At 47.0% G+C, this 25,798-nt stretch carries 26 protein-coding genes and 1 riboswitch; of the genes, 19 read left to right on the forward strand and 7 right to left on the reverse strand.

Features of this window, described 5'->3' with window-relative positions; translation table 11 throughout:
* Positions 1 to 95: 95 nt before the first annotated feature.
* Complete coding sequence (locus K6T23_RS07670; protein ID WP_079515724.1) at positions 96 to 707, reverse strand: nitroreductase family protein; 612 nt, start codon at positions 705 to 707, stop codon at positions 96 to 98.
* A gap of 307 nt (positions 708 to 1,014) precedes the next feature.
* On the opposite strand from K6T23_RS07670, the gene K6T23_RS07675 reads away from it, so the two are divergent.
* From K6T23_RS07675 to K6T23_RS07690, 4 genes are all read left to right on the forward strand, one after another.
* Positions 1,015 to 1,968, forward strand: a complete 954-nt coding sequence (locus K6T23_RS07675; RefSeq protein ID WP_238284093.1) for a LacI family DNA-binding transcriptional regulator — start codon at positions 1,015 to 1,017, stop codon at positions 1,966 to 1,968.
* Positions 1,969 to 2,034: 66 nt separating this feature from the next.
* Positions 2,035 to 2,232, forward strand: a complete 198-nt coding sequence (locus K6T23_RS07680) for a hypothetical protein (protein ID WP_056538206.1) — start codon at positions 2,035 to 2,037, stop codon at positions 2,230 to 2,232.
* Between the two features lie 66 nt (positions 2,233 to 2,298).
* Complete coding sequence (locus K6T23_RS07685; protein ID WP_079515726.1) at positions 2,299 to 3,222, forward strand: ATP-grasp domain-containing protein; 924 nt, start codon at positions 2,299 to 2,301, stop codon at positions 3,220 to 3,222.
* A 134-nt stretch (positions 3,223 to 3,356) separates the two neighbouring features.
* Entirely contained in the window at positions 3,357 to 4,583 is a 1,227-nt protein-coding gene (locus K6T23_RS07690) for an ATP-binding protein (protein ID WP_238284094.1), read from the forward strand.
* Between the two features lie 29 nt (positions 4,584 to 4,612).
* Here K6T23_RS07690 and K6T23_RS07695 read toward each other — a convergent pair whose 3' ends face one another.
* Positions 4,613 to 5,236, reverse strand: a complete 624-nt coding sequence (locus K6T23_RS07695) for an HAD-IA family hydrolase (RefSeq protein ID WP_079515728.1) — start codon at positions 5,234 to 5,236, stop codon at positions 4,613 to 4,615.
* A 252-nt stretch (positions 5,237 to 5,488) separates the two neighbouring features.
* Between K6T23_RS07695 and helD the strand changes: the two genes are divergently transcribed.
* Both helD and K6T23_RS07705 read left to right on the forward strand, forming a co-directional pair.
* Entirely contained in the window at positions 5,489 to 7,747 is a 2,259-nt protein-coding gene (gene helD, locus K6T23_RS07700) for an RNA polymerase recycling motor HelD (RefSeq protein WP_238284095.1), read from the forward strand.
* Between the two features lie 67 nt (positions 7,748 to 7,814).
* Positions 7,815 to 8,645 carry an aldo/keto reductase gene (locus K6T23_RS07705; RefSeq protein ID WP_238284096.1) on the forward strand — a complete coding sequence of 277 codons (831 nt, stop codon included), beginning with the start codon at positions 7,815 to 7,817 and terminating at the stop codon, positions 8,643 to 8,645.
* A 278-nt stretch (positions 8,646 to 8,923) separates the two neighbouring features.
* Here K6T23_RS07705 and K6T23_RS07710 read toward each other — a convergent pair whose 3' ends face one another.
* Entirely contained in the window at positions 8,924 to 9,820 is an 897-nt protein-coding gene (locus K6T23_RS07710) for an RluA family pseudouridine synthase (RefSeq protein WP_238284097.1), read from the reverse strand.
* 179 nt (positions 9,821 to 9,999) lie between these two features.
* On the opposite strand from K6T23_RS07710, the gene K6T23_RS07715 reads away from it, so the two are divergent.
* A complete protein-coding gene (locus tag K6T23_RS07715) occupies positions 10,000 to 10,395 on the forward strand; it encodes a YhcU family protein (RefSeq protein ID WP_056538186.1) in 396 nt (131 codons plus the stop codon).
* A 150-nt stretch (positions 10,396 to 10,545) separates the two neighbouring features.
* Here the strand turns inward: K6T23_RS07715 and K6T23_RS07720 are convergent, their stop codons facing one another.
* Positions 10,546 to 11,016 (reverse strand): thioredoxin family protein, encoded by a 471-nt coding sequence (locus K6T23_RS07720; protein WP_056538181.1) that lies wholly within the window; start codon positions 11,014 to 11,016, stop codon positions 10,546 to 10,548.
* Complete coding sequence (locus K6T23_RS07725; RefSeq protein WP_056538178.1) at positions 11,017 to 11,442, reverse strand: disulfide formation protein C; 426 nt, start codon at positions 11,440 to 11,442, stop codon at positions 11,017 to 11,019. It abuts the gene before it with no gap.
* 247 nt (positions 11,443 to 11,689) lie between these two features.
* On the opposite strand from K6T23_RS07725, the gene K6T23_RS07730 reads away from it, so the two are divergent.
* The 5 genes from K6T23_RS07730 to K6T23_RS07750 all read left to right on the forward strand — a co-directional run bounded on the left by K6T23_RS07730 (position 11,690) and on the right by K6T23_RS07750 (position 17,811).
* On the forward strand, positions 11,690 to 13,231 hold the full coding sequence (locus K6T23_RS07730; protein WP_056538175.1) for a bifunctional GNAT family N-acetyltransferase/carbon-nitrogen hydrolase family protein: 1,542 nt from the start codon (positions 11,690 to 11,692) through the stop codon (positions 13,229 to 13,231).
* Positions 13,232 to 13,630: 399 nt separating this feature from the next.
* Positions 13,631 to 15,382: a phospho-sugar mutase gene (locus K6T23_RS07735; protein WP_238284098.1), complete on the forward strand. Its 1,752-nt coding sequence runs from the start codon at positions 13,631 to 13,633 to the stop codon at positions 15,380 to 15,382.
* Positions 15,383 to 15,500: 118 nt separating this feature from the next.
* Positions 15,501 to 16,610, forward strand: a complete 1,110-nt coding sequence (locus tag K6T23_RS07740; protein ID WP_218245672.1) for a GAF domain-containing sensor histidine kinase — start codon at positions 15,501 to 15,503, stop codon at positions 16,608 to 16,610.
* A gap of 13 nt (positions 16,611 to 16,623) precedes the next feature.
* Complete coding sequence (locus K6T23_RS07745) at positions 16,624 to 17,265, forward strand: response regulator (RefSeq protein WP_056538166.1); 642 nt, start codon at positions 16,624 to 16,626, stop codon at positions 17,263 to 17,265.
* A gap of 3 nt (positions 17,266 to 17,268) precedes the next feature.
* Positions 17,269 to 17,811, forward strand: coding sequence for an NADPH-dependent FMN reductase (locus K6T23_RS07750; RefSeq protein ID WP_238284099.1), 543 nt, complete (start codon positions 17,269 to 17,271; stop codon positions 17,809 to 17,811).
* Between the two features lie 48 nt (positions 17,812 to 17,859).
* Here the strand turns inward: K6T23_RS07750 and K6T23_RS07755 are convergent, their stop codons facing one another.
* A complete protein-coding gene (locus K6T23_RS07755) occupies positions 17,860 to 18,114 on the reverse strand; it encodes a YhdB family protein (protein WP_056538670.1) in 255 nt (84 codons plus the stop codon).
* A 166-nt stretch (positions 18,115 to 18,280) separates the two neighbouring features.
* On the opposite strand from K6T23_RS07755, the gene K6T23_RS07760 reads away from it, so the two are divergent.
* The 5 genes from K6T23_RS07760 (at position 18,281) to K6T23_RS07780 (ending at position 22,527) form a co-directional block, all read left to right on the forward strand.
* Positions 18,281 to 18,580 carry a DUF3889 domain-containing protein gene (locus K6T23_RS07760; RefSeq protein ID WP_056538160.1) on the forward strand — a complete coding sequence of 100 codons (300 nt, stop codon included), beginning with the start codon at positions 18,281 to 18,283 and terminating at the stop codon, positions 18,578 to 18,580.
* Between the two features lie 184 nt (positions 18,581 to 18,764).
* Positions 18,765 to 19,943 (forward strand): MFS transporter, encoded by a 1,179-nt coding sequence (locus K6T23_RS07765; RefSeq protein ID WP_056538155.1) that lies wholly within the window; start codon positions 18,765 to 18,767, stop codon positions 19,941 to 19,943.
* 128 nt (positions 19,944 to 20,071) lie between these two features.
* Positions 20,072 to 21,484: a SpoVR family protein gene (locus K6T23_RS07770; protein ID WP_056538151.1), complete on the forward strand. Its 1,413-nt coding sequence runs from the start codon at positions 20,072 to 20,074 to the stop codon at positions 21,482 to 21,484.
* Positions 21,485 to 21,860: 376 nt separating this feature from the next.
* A complete protein-coding gene (locus K6T23_RS07775; RefSeq protein ID WP_053427657.1) occupies positions 21,861 to 22,205 on the forward strand; it encodes a hypothetical protein in 345 nt (114 codons plus the stop codon).
* A gap of 139 nt (positions 22,206 to 22,344) precedes the next feature.
* A complete protein-coding gene (locus K6T23_RS07780; protein ID WP_053427656.1) occupies positions 22,345 to 22,527 on the forward strand; it encodes a Fur-regulated basic protein FbpA in 183 nt (60 codons plus the stop codon).
* A gap of 209 nt (positions 22,528 to 22,736) precedes the next feature.
* Here the strand turns inward: K6T23_RS07780 and K6T23_RS07785 are convergent, their stop codons facing one another.
* Complete coding sequence (locus K6T23_RS07785; protein ID WP_238284100.1) at positions 22,737 to 23,639, reverse strand: aldo/keto reductase; 903 nt, start codon at positions 23,637 to 23,639, stop codon at positions 22,737 to 22,739.
* A 91-nt stretch (positions 23,640 to 23,730) separates the two neighbouring features.
* On the opposite strand from K6T23_RS07785, the gene K6T23_RS07790 reads away from it, so the two are divergent.
* Both K6T23_RS07790 and K6T23_RS07795 read left to right on the forward strand, forming a co-directional pair.
* The gene (locus K6T23_RS07790; protein WP_238284101.1) at positions 23,731 to 24,576 is read left to right on the forward strand and encodes a phosphotransferase enzyme family protein; all 846 of its coding nucleotides are present in this window, start codon (positions 23,731 to 23,733) and stop codon (positions 24,574 to 24,576) included.
* 52 nt (positions 24,577 to 24,628) lie between these two features.
* Positions 24,629 to 24,738: riboswitch (TPP riboswitch) on the forward strand.
* Between the two features lie 81 nt (positions 24,739 to 24,819).
* Positions 24,820 to 25,797 carry an ABC transporter substrate-binding protein gene (locus tag K6T23_RS07795; RefSeq protein WP_238284102.1) on the forward strand — a complete coding sequence of 326 codons (978 nt, stop codon included), beginning with the start codon at positions 24,820 to 24,822 and terminating at the stop codon, positions 25,795 to 25,797.
* Position 25,798 lies beyond the last annotated feature (1 nt).

Consider the following 25,798-nt stretch of genomic DNA (forward strand, 5'->3'; position numbering starts at 1 on the left):
TGGCGAAAGAAAGAAAAAATCCGAACGATCACTCGATTTCCATGGAGGAATCGCGATCGTTCGGATTTTTTATGGTACGGTTTGAGCCTATATGATCACTCAGCCCACTGAATCAAATTCATAGGCTCAAGACGATCAGATTTTCTCGCTTCTTGGAGAGGCTTGCCGACAGTGATCAGCATGATCGGAATGTATCGTTGTGATACATTGAATTCTTTTGCAAGGGCTGCAGGATCGAATCCACCAATCGGACATGTATCCCAGCCTTTTGCCTTTGCCGTCAGCATTAGCTGCATCGCAGCAAGGGATGCATTACTGAACGCGGCATCACGTGCGTACCCGGGACGAGTATAGGCACCGTCAATCTGCCCTTTTAAAACGTCTTTGATTTCTTGTGTCATTTCACCTTTGGCAACAGACGGATCGAATACTGGATCTACATTGCGGTTGGCTTCCAAGTCACCAAGGACAGCGATGACGGCAGAAGCATCAAGAACCTGTTGCTGGTTGAATGCAATCGGAAGAAGTCTCTTTTGGACCTCTTTGGAGTCGAAGACAAGGAAATTCCAGTGCTGCAGATTCCATGCAGATGGAGCCTTTCCTGTTGTTTCTACTAGGTGAAGAAGTTCTTCACGAGGAATTTCTACTGTCGGGTCATATACTTTAACTGACCGTCGCTCTTCAATAATCTGAAAGAATGAGTCCATGTTTATCCTCCTTGATGTAAATCATCTATAGTATGATAGAAAGCAATACTGCTACTATATCGAACAAACGCTCAGCTAGTCAAGATAAGGACTGCTACAAGGATTTTCAAGAAGATGTCGGCCCAATGTTCTTACGTTCCTCCTTATCTAGCGCGAAGTATGAGCAGCAAATGATGATAACGCATAAGAGTGGAAAATACAGGATTCCAAGCATGCAATCAGCTCCTTTTGAGTGGCGATGAATTCAATGTATGTGATGAAACGCGTTTCAGAGCAAGTGTTTATTTTCATGAAAGGGTGAAAACCTTTGACCAATATTCGCAAAGTGGCCGAGACTGCCGGCGTATCTGTATCTACCGTATCACGCGTGCTGAATGGGCATCCGTATGTAAGGGAAGACAAACGCCGAATCGTCCTTGAAACCATCAAAGCACTCAACTATACACAAAACGCCAATGCGGTCCATCTTTCAAGGGGGAAGACGAACAGCGTCGGCGTCGTCCTTCCGTATCTGAATCTTCCATATTACGGAGAGATCCTTCAGGGTATTGCTGAAGAAGCCCTCAAAGCCGGCTATCATCTGCGCCTCTATCAGACGAATTATGATTCGCCTGCCGAACTTGATGCGTTTGAGGCACTGCGGATGAAGGAAGTCGACGGTTTGATCGTTGCATCAAGGACGAATGGCCTTGAAGAATTAAAGGACTTCATGGGGGGAGATCGTCCGATTGTCCTTTGTGAAAATCTCGAATCGGATTCCCTCCGAAGCGTATATATCGATCACTATCAGGCGATGGGCAGGGCCCTGTCCTATCTTCAGGGAAAAGGCTACCGAAAGATCGGTCTATGCATCCACCGTTTAAGTGGTAAGAATAGCGAAGACAGGATGCGTGCCTTCCGGGAGTACCGGGGAATCGAGATAAGGAATGAATGGATCTTTACGGGTTGCTATCACATGGAGGATGGCTGCAGGGCCTTGGGGGAATGGATGAATCTCAAGGAGCGTCCGGAGACCCTCGTGGTCACGAGCGATCAAGTGGCGGCCGGTCTTCTCAGTGAGGCAGGGAGAAGGGGTGTGAGCATCCCTGGAGATCTCGCTCTCCTTTCATTTGATAATCATCCAATCAGCGAGCTGATGGGGATTACCTCGATTGAAGTTCCTTCCCGATCCCTCGGGAGAGAGGCGTTCCGGATGTTTCTGGAGGAAGGAAGGCAGCGGTCCGTTTTACAAACGACTCTCTTTGAACGTGACACGGTTTAAAAGGAATGTGACCATAACCTATCTGATGCCATATGTTATAGATAGGACGCAAGAGGGGGGATGAACATGATACGGGTGGTTAAACTGCTTATGGAGCTCGTGATGGTAGCTGTAGGTGTTGGGCTTGTGATGACCATGCTTTCAACGGAAAGGACCCGGACGCAAGCTCCGAAGGCAGGAAGGGAAGCAACCCGATTTCCTGTTACACGGTTTGGAATGAAAGTGTGGATGAGAAAATCGCATGAATCAAGCATGGAACGTTAAATCCTACTTTATCGGTAGGATTTTCTGTGTTACATTGAAGCTAATCGAAAAATTGAGGTGAAGGAAATGGGAAAGATACATATCATTCATGAAAATAGCGAATGGACAGATCATTTGATTAAGAGGATGGACGAGCTTGGATTGGACTATGAAGAGTGGTTCTTAGATAAGGGAATGGTTGATTTGACTACAGCCCCACCTGAAGGGATCTTCTATAATCGGATCAGCGCTTCTTCCCACACGCGTGATCACCGCTATGCACCGGAGCTGACGGAAAGTGTGCTTGCGTGGCTCGAGCTTCACGGACGGAAGGTGTTGAATGGAACCAGGGCCATCCGCCTTGAAGTCAGCAAGGTCAATCAGTACACCGCTTTGAAGAAAGCAGGGATTGCCGTGCCGGCTACCATTGCGGCGGTAGGTAAAGAGGCCATCGTGGATGCTGCCCACCGTCTGGGTGCTCCTTCATTCATTACGAAGCATAACAGGGCAGGAAAGGGCCTTGGAGTTCAGTTATTCCACTCCATAGAAGCATTGGAGAGCTATGTGAACAGTGAAGAGTTCGATGAGCCACTGGACGGGATCACGCTCATCCAGGAATATATCAAGTCCCCGGATTCCAGCATCACACGCTGCGAATTCATTGGGGGAGAATTCATCTATGCAGTGAGGGTCGATACGTCCGAAGGCTTCGAGTTATGTCCGGCCGATGCGTGCCGCATCGAGGATCTTGCATGCCCAGTTGGGGAGAGGCCAAAGTTTGAAATAATCAAGGACTTTGATGAAGACATCATTGACGCATATAAGACTTTCTTGAAAGAGAATGAAATTGCCATCGCCGGTATTGAATTCATCCGTGATGGAGAAGGGAATTTATATACGTATGATGTGAACACCAATACGAACTATAACCGTGATGCAGAAGAGAAGGAAGGGGTGTTCGGGATGCTCGAACTTGCCTCATACCTTGGTAGGGAGCTTCACCAATCATAAGGGATCCATTTTTTTGATAGGGTCATATGATTCCATAATAGAGTAACCATGATGATGTGGTTGTGGTAAAATTCTCATATACGATACCATTTGAAAGGGAACAAGAGATTCATATGATTATCTTCAATCAAGACGTGGTCAATAATTTTTTCTATATCCTTCTCAGCATCTTCCTCGTCTTTTTTCTTGTAGAGAAGCGATTCATCCGAGGAATCTGTACGAAGATGATCACGTTCCTATCATTGAGCGGTGCGATGATCCTTTGCATGCTGTCACCGATCTATATGAAACCTTACTGCATACATGACCTCAGGATGATCCCATTCGTCCTCGGGATCATGTATGCCGGGCCATACATGGGCCCTGCCCTTTTTCTCTCCCTCCTGGCAGGGAGAACATTCATTTACCAGTGGAGCTGGACATCGTTTGTCATCTATGGAGTGATTTATATCCTGACCGTTGCAGCGTTGAAGCTTTTCCGTTTTGATGCAATGAAAAGCCGGAAACGGATCTTTTTTTCTGTATGCCTGTTCACGATCCATTCCATCGCTGCAGCTTCCATTGCCACGGTGATGACGGAATTCAGGGTGGACGGGTCTTACATCTTGAACTTTATCCTGTTGCCTTCAGTCGGGATGCTCTTTTTTACATACATTTGTGAGATCCTGGTCAAGCAGGTACAGGTGAAGCATACCCTCATGAAGATTGAAAAGATGGAAGTCCTTTCTCAGCTTGCCGCCAGCATTTCACATGAGGTGAAAAATCCCCTGACCGTCATTAAAGGGTTTCTCCGCCTTTTGCATCAGGAGCATCTGTCATCTGAGAAGAAGCTGGAATATTTAAGCATTGCTTCATCCGAACTGAACCGTGCGGAAGATATTATCAATGATTACCTTACCTTTGCCAAACCTTACCCCGAAGTCATCGAAGAGATCCCCGTCGGTGCCCATCTGCAGAAGCTGATGGAAATCATCGGACCCATGAGCCACCAGCATTCGGTTAAGATCGAGGCAGGGATAGAAGAAGCGGTGATTAAGGGGAATGCACGGACCTTTCAGCAGGCTTTCCTTAATTTCATGAAAAATGCCGTGGAGGCCATGCCGAAGGGGGGAACCCTGACAATCAGGACGGTGAGGGAGAGGGGACATGTATGCATTAGCATCTCTGATACAGGGGTGGGCATGACAAAGTCTCAGAAGCGGAGACTGGGTGAGCCCTACTTTTCCACAAAAGAGTCAGGCACCGGACTCGGTCTCCTCATTTCCTATCGGATCATTGAAGCCATGAATGGGAAGATCAGTGTCACAAGTTCGGTTGGACAAGGTACAGAATTCAGGATCACGTTTCCGACAGCAGACTAAAAAAACGCCATCAGGCGTTTTTTTGTCTATCAGCCCCGTATGTTCAGGATGGGGCGAAGCTCTTGAATCTCACGAATGACGTAATCCGCTTGACTGTCGGATGACGGCTTGTCAGTAAACAGACAGGCATCGATCCCGGCGTTCTTTCCTGCCATGATATCAAGGTCACGGTCGCCGATCATGATTGCTTTTTCAGCAGCGATGTCATGCTTGGATAAAAGGTGAAGGATGGCATCAGGACTTGGCTTTCGGTCAAATCCATGTTCTTCGGTGATGAAATCTGTAAAGAATTCAGCCAAACCGAATGTCTCAAGCATGGCGACAGCCGATTCCCCGCGATGAGTATAAAGGTAGTTATGTCTTCCGGTTTTCTGGATCTGCCCGCATAGATCGGCGATCCCTTCGAATGGTTTCGCATCACGCTCCCTTGATTTACGTTCCGCATGATAGTCATTCAGGAAGGCTTCATCAAACCTGTGTAGCCCCTGATAATGCTGGATGGCCGTAGACATGGAGATGCGCATGAGATCCATGATCTCTTCAAGCGGCTCGCTGATCCCGTTTTTCTCTAAGGTGACCCTGAATGAATCGGCCATGACCGGATATGTATCGAATAAGGTGCCGTCAAAATCCCACATGATATGTTGATACATCTGTTTTCCCTCCTCCGCAATATGCGTTGATTCCAGCGTATCACAGTGCATCCCAGTGCATCCCTTTCTTCCATAAAATAGGTCACTCTCAGGCGTGGAGTGAAAATAAGTATTGTGCCGGAATGAATGTTCTGATAATATATACTTCTGCTCCCAACGCCCTACATATATTTCCAGTGTCGGTATGCAGAGAGTCGTTACCTCTGCAGCACCATTTCTCCATTGCGGATCATAATTTGGAAGGAGATCGCCATGACAAAGGAAAAACCACTTCATCCCGATTTTACAATCGAACAAGAACGACTCGACTTCACTAGAAGGTACATTGACGTAGTCATCGAGACCTCACAAACAAGCAAAGAACAGTATAAAGAGAATATGGAAAAAGCCTTCGGTGACATTGACTGGGGTGAATCCAGTGCGGCTTACATCGACCTACTTACGAATGCAAGCTTCTTTGAAATGTCCAAGGAGGAGCTCGATTCCCTTGAGAAGGCCAGAAGCAAACCTTATTTTGCCCGGATTGATTTCCGCCATGACCGCGCCCTTGAGTTGGAAAAGCACTATATCGGTAAAACCTCACTGTACCAAAGAGATAATCAGGAACAGATCATTGTGGACTGGAGATCCCCGATTGCAAACCTCTACTATGAGGGCAGGATCGGTGACGTTTCCTACGAAGCAGAAGGAGAAACATACAGTGGCGATCTTTCACTGAAGCGACAGTACATGATTGAGGAAGGCAAGCTCGAAGAAGTCCGCGACATCGACCTGACGACAACGGATGAACTGCTCCAGGACTCTCTTGCCAAAAGCTCAAGCAACCGGCTCACTGAAATCATTTCCACCATCCAGGAGGAACAGAACCGGATCATCCGTGCCGATCTCAATAAACCCATCATCGTGCAGGGGGCGGCTGGAAGCGGCAAGACGACGATCGCCCTCCACCGGATTTCATACTTCCTCTACAACTATAAACAATTCTTCGATCCATCCCAGCTTATGATCCTTGCACCAAGCAATCTGTTCATCGATTACATTTCAGAAGTCCTTCCTGATCTAGGGGTGGAGAATGTAAGGCAGACGACGTTCACCGACTATGTACAGACGTGTCTTGAGCGGGAGTTGAAACTCGCACCGGATGATAAACTAATACGGTTCATCGAATCGGATTCTCCCGGCAAGGAGGACCTTGCGTGGATCTCCGGATTCAAGGGCTCGAGGACGTTCAGGAAGATCCTTGAACAGTACGTGGAGGAAATCGAAGAGAGATTCTATACGTCCAAGGATTTCTATGTGGATAAATACAAGCTGTTCACGGCGAAGCGTTTCACCCATCTATTCAAAGAGGAGTATACGTATCTGCCGATCTATCGACGGATTACGAAACTCAAGTCCCTTCTTCAGAATGTTGTCAGGTCGAACAAGGCCGAGATGATCACAAAAGTGGAGGACTTCTTCGACGCCCGCATTGAAGCGGCTTTATCCAGAAGGAGCGAGAATCGGAAGGCTTATGTCACAAAAGCCCTCGATATGAAGCTTGAACGTCTTGAAGAACTGAAAAAAGCCATCAGAACAAGCGTCACAAGCTATATGAAGCAATTCGAGCGAAAGCAGCTGGATCACTATTTCAAGGAATTATTTTCAGATCCCGGGCGCTTGGTATCCTATTCAGGCGGTGAGCTTTCCCATGAGAGGGCCGAACGATTATGTGCCTATTCGTTAAAGCTGGCCAATAAGAAATATTACGAGTCAGAAGATCTGGCCATCCTTTTGTTCCTGCAAACCCACCTGTATGGCATTGATAAATATGTGAAAGCGAAAAATATCGTCATCGATGAAGCCCAGGATTATAGCTATCTGCAGCTCTATGCGCTGAAAAAAGCCCTTGGAACCGATATGTTCACCCTTGTAGGGGACCTCGCACAGGGGATCCATTCGTATAGGGGGCTTCAATCCTGGGAGCCGGTCTACCGGGAAATCTTTCCCCGGGCAACGTACACAGAACTTCAGAAAAGCTATCGGACTACAGTGGAAATCATGGAAGAAGCCAATAGGCTGCTCACACTTCTCCCGTACGAATTCCCAAAGGTGAATCCCGTCGTTCGCCACGGAGAAGCTCCAGTAAGAAAGGTTGTAGCTTCAAAGGAAGAAATTGGCGATGAAGTGGGAAGACTTGTCGCTTCCGGAAAAGCACAGGGATTTCAAACGTTTGCTGTGATCTGTAAGAGTATGAAGGACTGCCAAGCGGTCGCTTCTATCTTGGAGGAGCGGACGGACTTGGTGGTGAAGCTTTTGGAAGAACAGGAATCAATCCCGAAAGACCGGGTCGTTGTCGTTCCTTCCTATCTCTCAAAGGGACTGGAATTCGATGCTGTGATACTTGTCTCCATTGAAGAAAGCTATGACCCTTCCAATGAACTGGATATCAAGCTGCAGTATGTGGGCATGACCCGTCCACTTCACCAACTGTCCTTTCTGAGTACATCATCCGAGAATTTCATAGGATGACTGACAAGTCGAAATATTCGCTTTCCGAAATAGAGATTTTGTACAATGGAATCAGGAGGGATCACTCATGATTAAAAACCTTGCAAGTACGAAGACGTTACATAATGGCTTAGAAATTCCGTTTGTAGGTCTTGGAGTCTATAAAATGAAAAACCCGGAAGAAACAGTCAACGCCGTGCGGACGGCGATTGAAACCGGCTACCGTTCCGTCGATACGGCTGCTGTTTACGGAAATGAAGAAGAAGTCGGGCAGGGAGTAAGGGATTCCGGAGTCAATCGTGAAGATCTTTTTATCACATCAAAGGTATGGAATGCCGATCAAGGCTATGACTCGACACTAAGTGCATTCGATGAGAGCCTGAAGAAGCTTCAGATGGACTATCTCGACCTTTACCTGATCCACTGGCCGGTGGAAGGGAAATACAAAGATACGTGGAAAGCACTTGAGCGTCTTCATGGGGAAGGATTGATCAAGTCGATCGGGGTAAGCAACTTCCATCAGCATCATCTTGAAGATCTGTTAGCCGGAAGCAATGAAAAACCGGTCCTCAATCAGATCGAAACACATCCTCGCTTGAGTCAGGAACCATTGAGGGAGTTCTGTTCGTCCCATTCCATTGCCGTCGAGGCGTGGTCACCGATTGCACAGGGGCGTGTGCTTCACGAACCGACGCTGAATCACATCGCCAAGAAGCATGGTAAGTCAGCGGCTCAGATTGTTCTGAGATGGCATCTTCAAAATGATGTGATCATCATTCCAAAATCGGTACATGCCAATCGAATCGAAGAGAATGCAAATCTGTTTGACTTTGAACTGTCATTGGATGAAATGAACCAGATCAACAGTCTCAATCAGAATGAACGGTTCGGACCAGACCCTGATCATTTTGATTTTTAATAGTAGATTGGGATAAAAGCCTAATGAAGAGCATGCTCGTAGTAGGTTCTAAATACCCCTCATGATTACCATGCAAGATTCCGCTTCAAGCAGGATTCTTCTTCGTGCACTCCAATCAACCGATAGAAACAATCGCAATGATCATGAAACAAATAAAACCCGAATGGATATGTCTTATCGTAGACAAATCCATTCGGGTTTTGCTATGACTAAATCAATTTTGTCTTAGCCTCTCGTTCCTGTTATTCCTTTTTATCCTTATGAGCCCGTCTGCTGACTCAATCCTCCCAGTTCAGCTCGGCAATGTCCGAACACGATGCATGGCATGAAATCGTTTCCCCGGTCAGTGGGTGGGGGAAGACGATGGAGGAGGCGTGAAGGGCCTGTCTCTTGTAAACGGGGGTACCTTCATAGAGGAGATCGCCCGCCAGAGGATGTCCGAGTGAACTCATATGGACCCTGATCTGATGGGTCCTTCCAGTTTTTAGCTGGAGAGTCAGGAATGTCTTGTCTTTTTGTTTGGAGACGACTTTAAAGTGAGTGATAGCCTCCTGCCCGCTGGCCGACACCCTTCTCCTTGTTGGATGGTGACGATCCCTTCCGATGGGATCGGTGATGGATCCTTTGTTTTTTTTAAGTGAGCCCTGGGCTACTGCATGATAGGTCCTTTTGACTTTTCTCTCTGAAAGGAGGCGGTCCAGGATGGCCTTGCTTAATGGATCTTTCGCAAATAGCACGGCACCGGACGTATCTTTATCGAGACGATGGACATGAAGCACATTCGCTGATTTGCCTGAAGCCTGGATATGGAAGGCCACCAGATTCGCCAGGGTGTCAGTGTCATCAGGACCATTCGGATGGGTATCGATGCCGGCGGGCTTATTGACGACAATTACATGTTCATCCTCATATAGAACGTCAAGCTCCCCGTATGTCGGATTCACATTCAGTTCCAAGTCTTTAAATAGAGGAAGCTGCAGGCGGTCTCCTCCTTTAAGGGGCTCATCCCATCCGGCAACCTCACCATTGATTTTTACTTCCTTGCTCATTCGCATGGAGTGGATCCACTTTTTAGGGGAATTCCATTTTTCTTTCAGAATTATTTCAATCGTTACATTTTTCCAGTTTTCAGGAATGGTTAGTTCAAATTGATCACCTATACGTCTTGTTTTCATCAAAAAGCTCCTTTAGACGACAAAATTCATGGTTTGAATCATGTAATTCAGCCTATATCTTTGTATTTAACGATGTTGCCGTGGGTATAATTACCACCTGAGCACTCATAGAACTATGTTATCCTTAATATAATCCATTACATAAAGATTACAATCATGACAAAAAAGGTGGGCTACAGGTGAAAATCTTAATCGCGTCGACTCCCGAACAAGAAGAGAAGATTCAGGAGCTAATCGAGTATATGTATTGTACCGTGTTTCCTGATTATTTCACAGACGATGAAATTAGACAAATGGATGACTTGAAGGTTTTACATACCCATGTGCATGAAGTGGAATATGTAGGGACGCTGAAAGAAGCGTTTCAGATCATCTCAAGTCTTCAAACACTGATTGCCATCATTGAAACAGGTAGCGAAGAAAAGGTATACAGGGAAATGTTCGCTCATAATGCCGGGATCCTTCGGGGATTTGGTATATCCTTTCCTTTCTCGTTTGATCAATTCTCGGAAGGTCATGACTGTGATAATCATATCAGCCTGTATGCAAAGCCGGCTAATCAACTTTTAATTTGATTTTATCTGAATAATCAATTAAATAGGTTTAGCATCATCAATGAGGGGTATACATCTACTACCAGTAATCTTGAGAATTCCTCATATTCTCGATCAGAAATTCCTCCTCATTGAAAGGAGCTGACCCGTGAAGGGCCAGCTCCTCTTTTTTTATTCTTTTGCATATTCATTAAAGAATGCTTCGAAATCTTCCTTCGACTGTTCCCCGACGAGCCTTGCTTCTTCTTTTCCGTTCTTGAACTGGACAAGGGTCGGAGTTGCTTCGATATTGTAATCATTCCAACCTTGCTGGAATTCCAATAGATTATATTGAACCATGTCGACATCCATATCCTTGGCCAATGGAGCGAGGGTTGGAGTGGTGCGTTTGCAATGCACGCAATCGGAAGCATAGAAGTACACGGTCACATCTTCTTTGTTATCGAGTTTTTCTTTCAAATCATCGGGCAGGATGACGTTTTGATAGTTCGGGTCGTCGAGGAGATCCACGGTCGCAGGTTTTAGTTTATCTTTCTTGAACATATTTCCTTCGGCTTTCTGACTGTTTTGCATGCTCGTAATGATAGCGATCCCTCCGAAGAGTAGAACGATGACGGCAAGAAAAATGATGACTTTCTTCAATTAGTGATCCTCCTTCAGTGTTTTCAGAACCAGCAGGCTCATGATGAAAATGATGATGAATCCAGTTAATGCAAGGAATGGAATCGTGACGAATCCCATCCAGTTGATGTATTCACCCGTGCACGGTACCCTGCCGCAGGCCGGGGCACTATCGGACAGGAAGCTTACTTTTTGAATTGAATAGTGATAAAGGGAAACCAGTGTACCGATGCCGGATAAAATCATGGAATATAATGCCATTTTGAAGTCTTTCCGTACATAGGCAATCCCGAGTATGATCACCATGGGATACATGAGGATCCGTTGATACCAGCAAAGCTCACACGGCTCGTACTTCATGATTTCAGAAAAGTACAAACTGCCCAGCATGGCAATCAGGGAAGTGGCCCATGCGGTGAAGAATAGAGAATCCGCTTTTTTATTCATCCCTTTCTCCTTTCTTCAAGTATTCTATCAAATTATAGTATGGGTTTATTATAAATGTAAAATGCGAAATTTTTGTGTGGGATGATAAAAAAATCATGTCAATTACATGAATGATCGCATTATGCATATGCAGTAAGGTATTTTTCTTCTCCTTCAATCATGGTATTTGATAGAATAAACATGAAGTTCGTTTAAAACGAGCAGGATATGTGGTATATAGGAAAGATGAAGAAGGAGTCGATCATGAATGGCAGAAAAGCTCGATTTATCCCAATTTGAGAAGAAAATGATTATCCGTCCCATGGAGTACGGGGACATTGAACATATCATCAAGATGCAGGAGGTCTGCTTCCCAGGCATGGATCCGTGGAAAGTGGAACATCTTGAAAGCCATCTGGATATCTTCCAGGAAGGGCAGCTTGTTGCGGTACTCGATGGCGAGATCATCGGTTCCTGCTCAAGTCTCATCATCAACTTCGATGAGTACGACGACCGTCATACATGGGACGACGTGACGGACAACGGGTACATCACAAACCATAACCCGGAAGGTTATAACCTTTATGGAATCGAGGTCATGGTTCATCCTGAATATCGACGGATGAAGGTCGGTCACCGTTTGTACGAGGCAAGGAAGGAGCTTGCACGTCAGTTGAATCTGAAGAGTATCATCATCGGGGGGCGCATCCCGAACTTCTATAAGCACTCGGATGAAATGTCCCCGAGGGATTACGTAGATGCGGTAAGCCTCCATAAAATCTACGACCCGGTGCTTTCCTTCCAGCTTCTGAACGGGTTCACCCTCATGCGTATCAACCCGAATTATCTTCCGGATGACAAGCGTTCGCAGAAGTATGCCACCCTCATGGAGTGGAACAACGTAGACTATCGTCCGTTGAGTAAGCGACACTTCAAGACGAGCCATCCGGTCAGGATCTGTGTGGTCCAATACATGATGAGGAAGATTTCATCCTTTGAAGAGTTTGCCAACCAGGTTGAATACTTTACCGATGTAGCAAGCGATGCAAAGTCTGACTTTGTTGTCTTCCCTGAGATCTTCACTACGGAGTTGATGTCATTCCTAAACATCAAGTCCCCGAGTCTTGCCGTCCGGAAGCTTACAGATTTTACTGAGGAGTATATCGAACTCTTCACGGATCTTGCGGTACGCTATAATGTGAACATCATCGGAGGATCCCACTTCGTGAAAGAAGAGAATGATGAAATATACAATATCGCTTACCTCTTCAGACGCGATGGAACAATTGAAAAGCAATACAAGATCCATATCACACCGAATGAGCGCAAATGGTGGGGAATCAGTGCTGGTGACACCGTGCGTGTATTCGATACGGACTGTGGCAAGATCGCCATCCAGATCTGTTACGATATTGAATTCCCCGAGCTTGCCAGGATCGCGACGGATAAAGGGGCCAAGATCATCTTCACCCCGTTCTGTACCGAAGACCGTCAAGGGTACCTCAGGGTGCGCTACTGTTCACAGGCACGTGCGGTTGAGAACCAGATCTATACCGTCATTTCCGGTACGGTCGGCAATCTTCCACAAACGGAAAATATGGATATCCAATACGCCCAGTCCGGCATCTTCGCTCCATCCGATTTCGAATTTGCACGTGACGGGATCGTAGGTGAAACCAACCCGAACATCGAGATGGTCATGATCGGGGATGTGGACCTCGAAGTCCTTCGCCGCCAGCGGCAATCAGGAACGGTCCGTCAACTGAAAGACCGCCGTCATGATGTGTACGGCATCTCTTATAAAAAATGAATGATCGAGGCTGAGACAAACATGTTTTAGTCATAGTAAAACCCGAATCATTTGCCTACGATAGAGCAAATGATTCGGGTTTTAAATTCGTTTAATGAACATTCAAATTTCATCGTTTCCAGCGGTTGCACGGAGATCATGAGCGGTATTAAGCTCCTATACTGATCGTGCTCGGCTTTAAAGGGGCCTTTTTTAGTTTTGCCCCACCCCCTTCCATCGTGAAGGATCTTATCATAATAAAAATGGCATTAGCTCATGGTTTTTTTGAAAAATATCCCACTGAACCGGGCCGAAAGTATGCTACTATAGAAAAGCAAACCCTGCTCCTCCATTTAAGGAGGATTTACGGGTGAAGGGCTAGAATAATACAAACACAAAGCCTATTAGGAGGGGATTCAGATGAGTTGGAAAGCAGCATGGGAAAAGTGGAGTGGATTCTCTGGACTGGATGAAGAGATGGGGAATGCCCTTCTTTCGATCAATGATGATGAGAAGGCCCTCGAAGATGCGTTCTATAAAGACCTTGAGTTCGGTACAGGGGGCATGCGAGGGGAAATAGGCCCGGGAACGAACCGGATGAATGTCTACACTGTCAGGAAAGCGTCTGAAGGACTTGCCCGTTACATAGAAGATCAAGGAGAGGAAGCGAAGGGGCGCGGTGTGGTGATCGCCTATGATTCACGGCATAAGTCGCCTGAATTCGCCATGGAGTCTGCCAAGACCTTGGCGACTCACGGGATCCAGACATATGTGTTCGATGAATTGGCTCCGACACCGGAGTTATCTTTTGCCCTCAGGACGCTGAATGCTTTCTCGGGAATCGTCGTCACGGCGAGTCATAATCCCCCTGAATATAATGGCTACAAAGTATATGGCGAAGACGGGGCCCAGCTTCCGCCTCTTGAAGCAGATGAAGTGATCAGAAGGGTCAATGAAGTAGAGGATGAGCTGGTGATCAAGGTGCTTCCTGAAGAAGAATTGAAGCAAAAAGGTCTGATCAAGATGATCGGGGATGAAATTGATCAATCTTACCTTGAGCATCTTCTCACGATTTCGGAAAAACCACAGATCGCTACGGAAGTCGATCTCAAGATCGTCTTCACGCCCCTTCATGGAACCGGTCTGAAAATGGCAGAACGCGGCCTTAAGGCCCTAGGCTACCAGCATGTCCATATCGTAAAGGGGCAGGCTGTTCCGGATCCGGAATTTACGACGGTTGCTTCGCCTAATCCGGAAGAAAGGAAAGCCTTCGAATATGCCATCCGTCTAGGGAAAGAGATCGATGCTGATATCCTGATCGCTACCGACCCCGATGCTGATCGCTTGGGAGTCGCAGTGAAAGGTGGAGGCGGGGAATATATCCTCCTTACGGGTAATCAGACTGGCGCGATCCTGATGGACTATGTACTGGCAAGGAAGCAGGAGAAGAATCAGCTCCCTGCGAACGGAAGGGTATTCAAAACGATCGTAACGTCCGAACTTGGGCGGAAGGTAGCCGAGCACTACGGCGCTTCTGTCGAGGATGTCTTGACGGGTTTCAAGTTCATCGGCGAAAAGATCAAAGCATACGAACAATCGGGTGAACATACCTTCCTCTTCGGATATGAAGAAAGCTACGGGTATTTGATCGGTGATTTTGCCCGCGATAAAGATGCCATCCAGGCCGTCCTCATGGCAGCGGAAGCAGCGGCCTACTACAAGGCGCAGGGAAAAACGCTCCAAGATGTACTTAATGAACTGTATGAGCGTCACGGGTATTACCAGGAGGGACTGCAAAGCATGACCCTTAAAGGGAAAGAGGGAGCCGAACAGATCCAGGGTATCCTCAAGGATTTCCGTGCTGATCCCCTTAAGGAAATTGCAGGAAGAAAGGTAGTCACTGCTGAAGATTATGCGAGCGGTGAGAGGACCAATCTCCTGACAGGTGAAAAAGAAACCATCGATCTCCCTTCTTCAAATGTGTTGAAGTATTTCTTGGATAATGGATCATGGGTATGTCTCCGTCCATCGGGGACCGAACCGAAAATCAAGTTTTATTTCAGCGTGGTCGGTGAGACAAAGCAGGAGAGCGACGAATTGCTGCATGTCATCCAGGAAGACTTCATGGTGAACGTTGAAGGGAAGATGCAAGCGAAAGCAGGGAAGGCTTGATGCCTTCCTTCTTTTTTTGTGGAAAGTCAGACAAAAGTCGTAGCGGGCATGGGACCTTCAGCGAATGCTCATGGGCTGAAAGGAGTTATACTAGAGAGGAGAAGAAAGGACGAATACGATGAACGAAGGATCAAATATCGAACTTTTAAAAGAAATTGCCGAATTGTTGAACACCGAGACTGAGATGGAGTCCATGATGAGCGAGGCGTTGAATAAGTTGATCAACGGGACGGTATTCACGAGCGGATGGATCTTTTTCATTGATGATCAAGGGAAACATGAGATGGTCTCTCAACAGAACCTTCCCGCATCTTTGACAGAGCGGGGCTGTGAACGTATGAAAGAAGGCGGTTGCTGGTGCGTCAACCGGTTCATCAAAGGGAAGCTTACCAAGGCGACGAATATCATTGAATGCCTGCGAATTGAAAAAGCAATCGAAGAAGATCCCAATGCGACAAACGATATCCTTTATCATGCAACGGTTCCTCTTCAGTCCGGGCAGGAATCGTTTGGTTTATTGAATATGGCAGCACCCCATAAGACCCATTACTCCCATGAGGAGCTAGCTCTATTGGAGTCGGTCGCTTTCCAAATCGGTTCCGCGATCAAGAGGATCACGTTGACAAAGAAAGAGCAGGAACTTGCCCTGATCGGGGAAAGGAACCGGTTGGCAAGGGACCTCCATGATTCCGTGAATCAGCTCCTCTTTTCCCTCACATTGACGGCAAGGGGCGGTTCGGCTATGACGGATGATCAGGATGTCAAGGATACGTTCCAGACGATCCAGGGCATGGCGCAGGAAGCCCTGTCAGAAATGAGGGCATTGATCTGGCAATTGAAGCCTCACGGACTTGAGAATGGACTTGTCCAAGCGGTCAGGGGCTATGCGGATATGCTCGGGCTGAAGTTAGATGCGGAGATTCAGGGTCTGGCATGTTTGGACTCCAAATATGAAGAAGCGCTTTGGAGGGTAAGCCAGGAAGCACTGAATAATTGCAAGAAGCATGCAGGTGTCCAGTCAGTGCGATACCGGTTGACGAGATTGCCAGAACTTGTGGAGCTGAACATCGAGGATTGTGGCTATGGTTTCCATTACGATCCATCCAATTCCCTGCCGTCCGTGGGCCTTCAGGGAATGAAGGAGCGGATCAAGGCGGTCGGGGGCAGCCTCACAATCGATTCAGAACTCGGAAAGGGTACGGTCCTCTCCGTGAAGATACCATGTTAGGAGGTAGAAGGGATTGATCAAGATATTGATTGTTGATGATCACCACGTTGTCAGGAGAGGGCTTGCCTTCTTCTTGAAAACGCAGAAGGATATGGATATCATCGGAGAAGCGAAAAACGGGAAGGAAGCTGTTGAAATGGCATCAGCCCTTGATCCAGATATCATCCTCATGGATCTAATGATGCCGGAGATGGATGGAATCGAAGCAACTAGAAGAATCAAGGCTGTCCACCCTGGAATCCAGATCATGATGCTCACGAGCTTTTCTGATCAGGACCAGGTTGTTCCCGCCATCGAAGCAGGGGCAGGAGGATATCAACTCAAGGATATTGAGCCTGATGAGCTGGTCAAAAGCATCAGAAAGCTCTTATCCGGAGAAAATTCCCTTCATCCGAAAGCAACGAACCATCTTTTGACTAGAATCACCAAAAAAGAACCGCCCAATAAAATCCATGAGCTCACAAGAAGGGAATCAGAGGTGCTCAAGGAACTGACCAAAGGGAAGAGCAATAAAGAGATCGCCTCGAGCCTTTTTATCACAGAGAAGACGGTGAAGACCCATATCTCCAATATCTTCTCTAAGCTTGAGGTGACCGACAGGACGCAGGCAGCCCTCTACGCCGTTAAAAATCAGCTTGCATGGAAGGATGAATGAATTTTGAATATCACAGTCATCAACGGAACACCCCGGAAACATGGAAGGACAGGCATCGTTGCCCGTTACATAGCAAAACAATACGGATGTAGCATGATCGACCTCAGTGACGGAACCATCCCACTTTACACCGGTGATCGAGAGCAGTCCGAGCTTGAAGCGATACGGTCGTTGAAGCAGGAGGTCCAGGAGGCGGATGCTGTCATCCTTTGCTCTCCCGAATATCACAGCGGAATGAGCGGTGCCCTCAAGAACGCCATGGACTTCATGGGTAGCGACCAATTCGCCCATAAGCCCGTCGCCATCATCGCATGTGCAGGTGGTGGGAAGGGGGGAATCAACTGTCTGACGAATCTCCGAACTGTGAGCAGGGGCGTGTATGCCAACGTTATTCCGAAGCAACTGGTTCTGGATCCTCACTGTTTTGACCGTGAAAAGGATACGCTTTTACCAGATCCTGAAGTATTGGTAAAAGACATGATGCAGGAACTGAAGGTTTATGCAGAGGCTCATGTATCCATCCGTGAGAAGCTCATTAAGCCTTAAAGAAAAAACCGGCCCGTAGTGTCAGGCCGGCCGGTGGAATTCCCTTATTTACATTTTGACAACATCGACTTCGAGTGGTTGCTCTTCACTGTAGGTGATGTTGGCATGTTCGATATAGCGTAAAAGCGTATACAGGTTGCGTTCGACAACCGTATAGTCGTGCGAAAAGTGATAGGCATGCAGGAAATGTTCGATCCTCTTTGAGAGAAGATCATCCTTCGACCTCACCATCAAGATCAGGAGGTTATCCCATTCCGATCGGTGAGTGTAGTACAACGCCCTGTCGTAGTCCACTTTATCCACTCCGGTTCCCTCCTTCTGAAGGGGTACTGTTAGTGTATGGAGAAATGCAAGGAACTTCCTCAGCAAAACTTGGCACTGTGGATTCTTCTGGTTCTCCTTATATTGGGTGAATAAAGATCCCTTCCTACCCTCATTCTAAAGGGAAAAGGAACAAGAGGTGAAACACATGAAGAAGCCCTTTCTCATCCTATGCCTTCTGTCTCTTCTGCTTCCAAGCGTAGCCCATGCAACAGAAGTGGATTATAAAAAGTTCGGCAGGATCGCAACTGTCGTCGTCAAAGAAGACTACCCGGGTCAGTCCGTCAAAGATTATCTTTACTTGGGTAGGAAGCAGCTGACAAATGAAAAGGTGTCCGATACATTCGAGTTCACCGTACAGGAAAATAACAGGGACAAAAGGGTATTGATCATCATCGTACATGACCTTACAAATGAGAAAACGCTGAACATCACGGTGCATGAATGAAATTCCTCCCATTTCGGGAGGTTTTTTTTACGTCTCCTAATAGGTATTCAGGAAAAATAATCCTGCTTTGAGAATAGAATGTATGATATAATGGTCGTTATCAATGAAAAGAAGGGAGATTGGCAATCCGATGTGAGTTCAGCTTTTTTTCTAGCCTGAAAATTGAATAATGGGAGGAAAAAAGATGAAATCCATCGCATTTCGACATCTCTGGTTCGGTCAGGCGTTAGCCAATCTTGGCGACGTCTTATATATTGTGGGACTGATTTCGGCCGTCTATACCATGACGGGTTCGGCCGTTTATATGACTGCTGTTCCACTGATCATCACCTTTTCACGTTTCGTCAGTTCAGTGGTGGCACCGCTCCTCATGAACAGAACGACACTCAGGGCATTGCTTGCCTGGTCGCAGGCTGCAAAGACTGCTTTGTTGTTCATTGTTCTGTTCGCGCTCCAAAGTCTTTCCGTTTGGCCGTTGCTTATGCTGGGTGCAGGCATCGCCTTCCTTGATGGTTGGGCCCTACCGGCGCGGAATGCATTCGTTCCCTATCTTGTTAAAAGGGAAGAGTTGATGGGGGCAAACGGTTTTTTATCCACCGTCGATCAGATCATCCAGTTCTCTAGTTGGGCCCTTGGGGGAGTGTTGCTCTCGCTTATCGGGGTTGATTATCTCTTTGTCACCGTGTTCATTCTGTTCCTTGTCAGTACGGTCTATATGTTCCGGCTCCCTGCAGCCCTGAGGACCAACCTGGAAGAACGAAAATCATGGTGGGCGCAGCTCGGTGAAGGCTGGGTTCTGGTGAAAGAGAAAAGAGGGCTTGTATCAGTGTTTTGTGTGTATGCCCTTGAGTCCATCGCCGCCACCGTGTGGATCGCGGCTGTTCTCTACCTGTATGTCGATCGCCAGCTTGGTAAGGGGGAAGAATGGTGGGGATTCATCAACAGCGCCTTCTTTATCGGCCTGCTTCTTGCATCCATCGTCATCTTCCGCTATCACGGGCTGTTCAGCAGAAAGCGGGCATCGATTCTTCCACTGACCATCATTATGACATCGATCATCACCCTTTTCTTTGCCTGGAATGAACTGGCCATTTTGGCCCTCGTCCTTTCTCTGTTGTTCGGTTTATTCGATCAGCTGAAAACGATCATACTCCAGACGTATCTTCAGGAGAGTGCACCACCAGATGAATTGGGCAAAATCTATGCAGCCCAGGGAACGTTGACGACCTTGCTGTTCGGTCTTTCTTCCGCAGGTGCAGGTTTACTCGTGGAGAAATGGTCGATACCGGCGGTCTTCACTGTCTCAGGTATCCTTCTTGCTCTTTCAATCATTCCGATGACGGTATTCTTGAAGAATGAATAAGCTTCACCCACGTGTCGTGTCGGCACGTGGTTTTTTCGTCTCTCAGAGGTCAATTGCTCCCAGTTCCTTTCATCAAATGGCCGACCTTATCATACAGTTAGATAAGAGTGATATTAAGGGGGATGGCGATGAATTTAGAGGAACAGCGACAGTTGCAGTATGCAATCGCTGAAATTACCGAGATTGCTTCTGGATTTGGATTGGACTTTTACCCAATGAGATACGAAATTTGTCCTGCCGACATCATTTATACATTCGGTGCTTACGGGATGCCGACCCGTTTCTCCCATTGGAGCTTCGGCAAGCAGTTCCATAAAATGAAGCTTCAGTATGATCTGGGGCTGAGCAAAATTTATGAGTTAGTCATCAATTCGGATCCATGCTATGCCTTCCTGCTCGATTCGAATGCTTTGATACAGAATAAATTGATTGTCGCTCATGTGCTTGCACACTGTGATTTCTTCAAGAACAATGTGAGGTTCCGAAACACGAAGCGGGATATGGTCGAGAGCATGTCGGCGACGGCGGAGCGCGTGAGACAGTATGAAATCGAACACGGGAAGCAGGAGGTGGAGAACTTCCTTGATGCAGTTCTTGCAGTGGATGAACATATCGATCCTTCCCTTATGCGGCCAAATCTTTCATGGACGATGGATGATGTGGAATGGGTAGAGGAAGAATCGGCCCCTGTCACACCCTACGATGATCTTTGGTCCCTGGATGAAAAGCCAAAAAAGATCCAGACGAAAAAGGTGAAAAAGAAATTCCCGCCTCAACCCGAAAAGGATATCCTGCTCTTCATTGAACAGTACAGCCGTGAGCTTACCGATTGGCAGCGTGATATCTTGACGATGATGAGGGAGGAGATGCTCTACTTCTGGCCACAGCTCGAAACGAAAATCATGAATGAGGGCTGGGCTTCCTATTGGCATCAGCGCATCATCAGGGAAATGGACCTCACATCGGGTGAATCCATCGAGTTTGCCAAGTTGAATGCAGGGGTCGTCCAGCCGTCACGGACTCAGATCAACCCTTATTACCTCGGCTTAAAGATCTTTGAAGATATCGAGGACCGCTATGATCATCCGACAGAGGAGATGAAGAAGCGGGGTGTGAAGGAAAACTCGGGAAGGGAAAAAATGTTTGAGGTGAGGGAGATCGAATCCGACATCTCATTCCTGAGGAATTACCTTACGAAAGACCTCGTGACAAGGGAGGATATGTATCTCTTCCAAAAGCAGGGTAAGGACTACAAGATCGTAGACAAAGAGTGGACCCATGTAAGGGATCAGCTTGTCGGGATGAGGGTGAACGGTGGATTCCCATACATCACAGTCGATGACGGAGATTATATGAAGAGCGGCGAGCTGTACCTGAAGCACTGGTTTGAGGACGTGGAACTCGATATTAAATATTTGGAGAAAGTCCTTCCCTATCTTCATCAGCTTTGGGGAAGACCGGTCCATATGGAAACCCGGGTGGAAGGAAGGAATATGCAGTTCACCTATGATGGTCGGAGCGTACAGAGAAAATACCTATAAGAGATTGGGACAAAACAAAAAAGATCATGACGAACAATATCAGTATGGTTTCTTTATACCGCTCATGATTTCCTTGCAAGACTGCGCGCGGGTAGCCCGTGAGCCTTCTCGGCAAGCCTGCGGGGTCTCACATCCGCTACTCTTCCCGCTGGAGTCTTCGTCTTGCACTCCAATCAATCGCTAGGAACCAGTAAATAGTAATGGTCATGAAACAAATCAAAAACCCGAACGATCTCAGGCAGGATCGTTCGGGTTTTACTATGACTAAAACACTCTTGTCTCAGCCTCTTTTTCCATATCATCATGCACAGACCGACCTGGATTTTTGTTCTAAAACCATGTCCTCCTTTATAAAATGAATCAAGGAGGCGATTGTATGGCTGAAGTCGAAGTATTCATTGGAGACCTGGAAGATCCTGCTTTTCAGTATGAAGGCGGTGATTGGAATCATAATTATCCGAAAAGGATCAGTCCGTTCCTTCCTGATGGATCCGATCTTTTCTACAAGATCTTGGATGGTATTTACAAAAAAGAGTTGGTGGGAAGACAAACGGATTGGGGAAGCCACACGTGCCTGCTCTATCCTTATGAAATGATCCAGGTGCTGTCGGGTCATTACGCCCATAGGAGAAAAGGGGAAGATGTAGAAAGACTGTTCAGGATGATACTGGATCTTGATCCGGGAATCCAATACGGGCTGGTAGCCTGTGAAATGGGGTAAGGTGAATCTTTTCACTTAGTGGAAAATCAACCTCTAATAAGTTCGGAGAGATGAAGGGATATTTTACTCCACCAACCAATATTGCTTGGTTTGAAACCTTCCATGATTGGGGTATACACCTCAATTGGAGGGGTTGAAAATGTTACACCAAGAAAATGAACTGAGTACAATCAAAAATTCAAAAAAAGATTTCTACATTCAACAGCTCTTGCGAATCGGAGTTTATAAATATAAAGATAAACAGCTGTATGAATTGCCAATGGGAGAGCTTCAGGAAGTGTATCTCGACTTCTATGTAGCTCCTGATATTAGGAGGAAATAAAAATGACGATCTGTAGAGATCGTCATTTTTATTTTCGGTTCTCGTCTTATGCTTGTCGCCTCAGAACGAGCCCCCTTCGCTTTTCTTCTTGTCTAGCTCCGGCGGGTTGACCCTCGAGGTCATAAGTCAAGAACCCCAAAAGGTAAAGAGCGCCTTTCAGGGTTCTCGTCTTATGCTTGTCGGGTCAGAACAACCCCCCTCCGCTTTTCTTAAGGTACTTCGTGGCCCATTGAGGCGTGGAGGATTTCGAACCACTGGTCGTGGTTTAGGGTGATGTTCAGTGAGTTGATGGCTGATTGGATTCGTTCTTTTTTGCCTGAACCGACGATCGGCATGATGCGGGCAGGATGGGTGAGAAGCCAAGCATAAAGGATTTCGTCGATTCCGTTGGCGTCTGTTTCGCCCTGTACTTTTTCAAGTGCAGCACGCAGGCGGTCGGCTTTTTCATCGCCTTGCTTGAAGATGGCTCCTCCAGCAAGAGGTGACCAGGCCATTGGCGGCACCTTCTTCTCCTGACAAAGGTTCAACGTGCCGTCTTCGATGTTTTCAAGCTCGTAAGCAGATAGTTCAATCTGGTTAGTCACGAGAGGGAACGGAAGATGTGCCTGCAACATGGACCACTGGTGATGTTTGAAATTCGAGACACCGAAATGTTTGACCTTACCGGCGTCTTTTAACTGAGTGAAGGCGTCTGCTACTTGTTCCGGATCCATGAATGGATCGGGACGGTGAATCAACAGGACATCGATAAAGTCAGTTGACAGGTTCTTGAGTGACTGATCCACAGATTCAAGGATATGGGATTTCGATGTATTGTAATGGTGGGTACGATGCTGCGGTCGTTGTTCGGAAGGAATGACGATTCCGCATTTAGTGACGATCTCCATCTGGTCCCGCAAAGAAGGCTTCAGTGAAAGGGCCTCTCCGAACAGCTCTTCACATTTGTACGAACCGTATAGATCTGCGTGATCAAATGTCGTAATGCCTTGTTCAAGATCATGCTCGATCAATGAAAGGGTTTCTTCTTTTGTATAATCCCAGTCTGCAAGTCTCCAAAAACCATGGATGATCCTTGAGAAACTTAGGTCTTCTGTGATTTTGATTCTTTCCATCGCGCATTCCTCATTTCATGCAATTGGTATGTATGGTGGTTAGGCAGTCATACTAATGAATATCTTACTACACAGACGGGTGGAACACGAAATGCTAGACCTTATTAACGCATTTTTTTCTGAAGAAGATGCAGAAGAGTTCAAGGTGAAAAAGATAAGTGAAAGCGTGTGGGTTGCTCATGGTCCCGAGGGCATCTTTTATATCAAGCGGAGGACGGAGTTGAAGTTGGAAGAGAAGCTCACCTCCTATCTTCATCAGCGGTCCGTCCGGGTGGAGATGCCTCATCCCGCAAGACATGGGGGAAACATGTTCTGGGCGGATGGATGCGGGTACGCCTTATACGCATGCATTCCCGGAATCCGACCGGGATGGGAAGTTCCGATCATGTCAGCTGTCGGAAACACGTTGGCCAAGCTTCATTCAAGTTTCATGCACTTTCCGTTCAAAGGAGTCAAAACGTGGGATATCTCCCTTCATACGTGGGAGTGGATCCTTCAATCCGGCCATTCACCTGTTGCCAGGTGGGCGCGGACCGTTGTGAAGCAATTTTGCAGTTTGGACCTTGAACGAGGAAAGCAGCTGGTGCACGGTGATGTTCACCCCGGGAATCTCCTAGTCGATGAAGAAGGGGATGTTGGCATCATCGACTTTCAGCGGCTTCGTGTCGCCAACCGCATGGCTGACATTGCTTATTTCTGCGCACACCTCATCATTCACAACGGTATATCATGGCCGTTGATCACCGCATTCTTAAAGGGGTACGGTGCTGAGTCAACATTCAGGGAAGGAGACGGTGCACGATTCATGCATCATCTTACCATGTTCATCGTTCAATATACCTTTTATCTACGTAAGGAACCCTTCGCTGCATTTTCCCAGCTCATAGAGGTATCCGAAGCGGTTGAAGATCTGATGTCCCCTTCAAGTAATGCTTGAAAACCATAAGATACTATGGCAAAGTAGGAATGAAAGATAACGCCCGATATCGTGATTATTGTAGGGGGACCGGTGTGGCCGGTTGAGAGTGCATCCATCAGATGCTGACCCTTTGAACCTGAACTGGCTCATACCAGCGTAGGAAACAGATCGTAGACAGAATTCTTGTTTAATGATGCGTCCTAGGCCCATGAGCCTCGGGCGTTTTTTTCTGTACATATTTTGTGAAGGGGCGTATGCATCTTGAGAAAATGGCTCATGGTCGTAAGTTCAATCCTTCTGCTGACTGCTTGCAGTGCAGGAGGAGCTGAAAAAGACAAGCTCAAAAAAGTATCGGTCGTCCTTGATTGGACTCCGAATACGAACCATACCGGTTTGTATGTGGCAAAAGAAAAAGGATATTTTGAAAAGCAAGGACTGGATGTCGACATCATCATGCCAGGAGAGGCTGGTGCTGACCAACTGGTGGCATCGGGAAAGGCGGACTTTGGTGTAGGGTATCAGGAAGGTGTCACACAGGCAAGGGTACAGGATGTACCGATCGTCTCGATTGCTGCCATCATCCAGCATAATACATCCGGATTCGCAGCTCCGAAGGACAAAGGGATCACCAAGCCTGAAGATTTCGAAGGCAAGACCTACGGTGGATGGGGTTCTCCCGTAGAGGAAGCCGTCATGGGCTCGATCATGAAACAGGAAGGAGCCGACGTGAAGAAGGTCAACTTCGTGAATATGGGGGACACAGACTTCTTTACGGCTGTAAAAAGGGATATCGACTTTGCCTGGATCTTTTATGGCTGGACGGGAATCGAAGCCGAACTCCGGGGGGAAGAACTTGATATGATGTATGTCAAAGATTACTCGGATAAGCTTGATTACTATACTCCTGTCCTCACGACGAACGAATCCCACATAAAGGATGATCCTGACACGGTCAAAGCATTCCTGAAGGCAGCAACGGAAGGATATGAGTACAGCATCGAACATCCGGATGAAGCAGGCAAGATCCTTCTGAAAGAAGCACCCGACCTTGATGAAGAGCTCGTCATGAAAAGCCAAGAATGGCTTGCGGCGAAGTACAAAGACGATGCGGAGAGATGGGGAGAGCAGAAAGCGGAAGTATGGAAGAACTACGCTGATTGGATGTTCGATAATGGACTTCTGGAAAAGAAACTTGATAGTCAAAAAGCCTACACAAATGAATTTTTACCTGGAGAGTGAG

This window comes from Rossellomorea marisflavi, assembly GCF_022170785.1.
Classification (GTDB): domain Bacteria; phylum Bacillota; class Bacilli; order Bacillales; family Bacillaceae_B; genus Rossellomorea; species Rossellomorea marisflavi_B.

Bases quoted from the DNA above. Each gene is read 5' to 3' on its own strand.
- K6T23_RS07705 (WP_238284096.1), top strand. From the start codon at position 7,815: ATGATTAAAAACCTTGCAAGTACGAAGACGTTACATAATGGCTTAGAA.
- K6T23_RS07775 (WP_053427657.1), top strand. From the start codon at position 21,861: ATGGCTGAAGTCGAAGTATTCATTGGAGACCTGGAAGATCCTGCTTTT.
- K6T23_RS07735 (WP_238284098.1), top strand. From the start codon at position 13,631: ATGAGTTGGAAAGCAGCATGGGAAAAGTGGAGTGGATTCTCTGGACTG.
- K6T23_RS07680 (WP_056538206.1), top strand. From the start codon at position 2,035: ATGATACGGGTGGTTAAACTGCTTATGGAGCTCGTGATGGTAGCTGTA.
- K6T23_RS07710 (WP_238284097.1), bottom strand. From the start codon at position 9,820: ATGAAAACAAGACGTATAGGTGATCAATTTGAACTAACCATTCCTGAA.
- K6T23_RS07765 (WP_056538155.1), top strand. From the start codon at position 18,765: ATGAAATCCATCGCATTTCGACATCTCTGGTTCGGTCAGGCGTTAGCC.
- K6T23_RS07685 (WP_079515726.1), top strand. From the start codon at position 2,299: ATGGGAAAGATACATATCATTCATGAAAATAGCGAATGGACAGATCAT.
- K6T23_RS07760 (WP_056538160.1), top strand. From the start codon at position 18,281: ATGAAGAAGCCCTTTCTCATCCTATGCCTTCTGTCTCTTCTGCTTCCA.
- K6T23_RS07770 (WP_056538151.1), top strand. From the start codon at position 20,072: ATGAATTTAGAGGAACAGCGACAGTTGCAGTATGCAATCGCTGAAATT.
- K6T23_RS07725 (WP_056538178.1), bottom strand. From the start codon at position 11,442: ATGAATAAAAAAGCGGATTCTCTATTCTTCACCGCATGGGCCACTTCC.
- K6T23_RS07695 (WP_079515728.1), bottom strand. From the start codon at position 5,236: ATGTATCAACATATCATGTGGGATTTTGACGGCACCTTATTCGATACA.
- K6T23_RS07740 (WP_218245672.1), top strand. From the start codon at position 15,501: ATGAACGAAGGATCAAATATCGAACTTTTAAAAGAAATTGCCGAATTG.
- K6T23_RS07780 (WP_053427656.1), top strand. From the start codon at position 22,345: ATGTTACACCAAGAAAATGAACTGAGTACAATCAAAAATTCAAAAAAA.
- K6T23_RS07785 (WP_238284100.1), bottom strand. From the start codon at position 23,639: ATGGAAAGAATCAAAATCACAGAAGACCTAAGTTTCTCAAGGATCATC.
- helD (WP_238284095.1), top strand. From the start codon at position 5,489: ATGACAAAGGAAAAACCACTTCATCCCGATTTTACAATCGAACAAGAA.
- K6T23_RS07670 (WP_079515724.1), bottom strand. From the start codon at position 707: ATGGACTCATTCTTTCAGATTATTGAAGAGCGACGGTCAGTTAAAGTA.
- K6T23_RS07730 (WP_056538175.1), top strand. From the start codon at position 11,690: ATGGCAGAAAAGCTCGATTTATCCCAATTTGAGAAGAAAATGATTATC.
- K6T23_RS07790 (WP_238284101.1), top strand. From the start codon at position 23,731: ATGCTAGACCTTATTAACGCATTTTTTTCTGAAGAAGATGCAGAAGAG.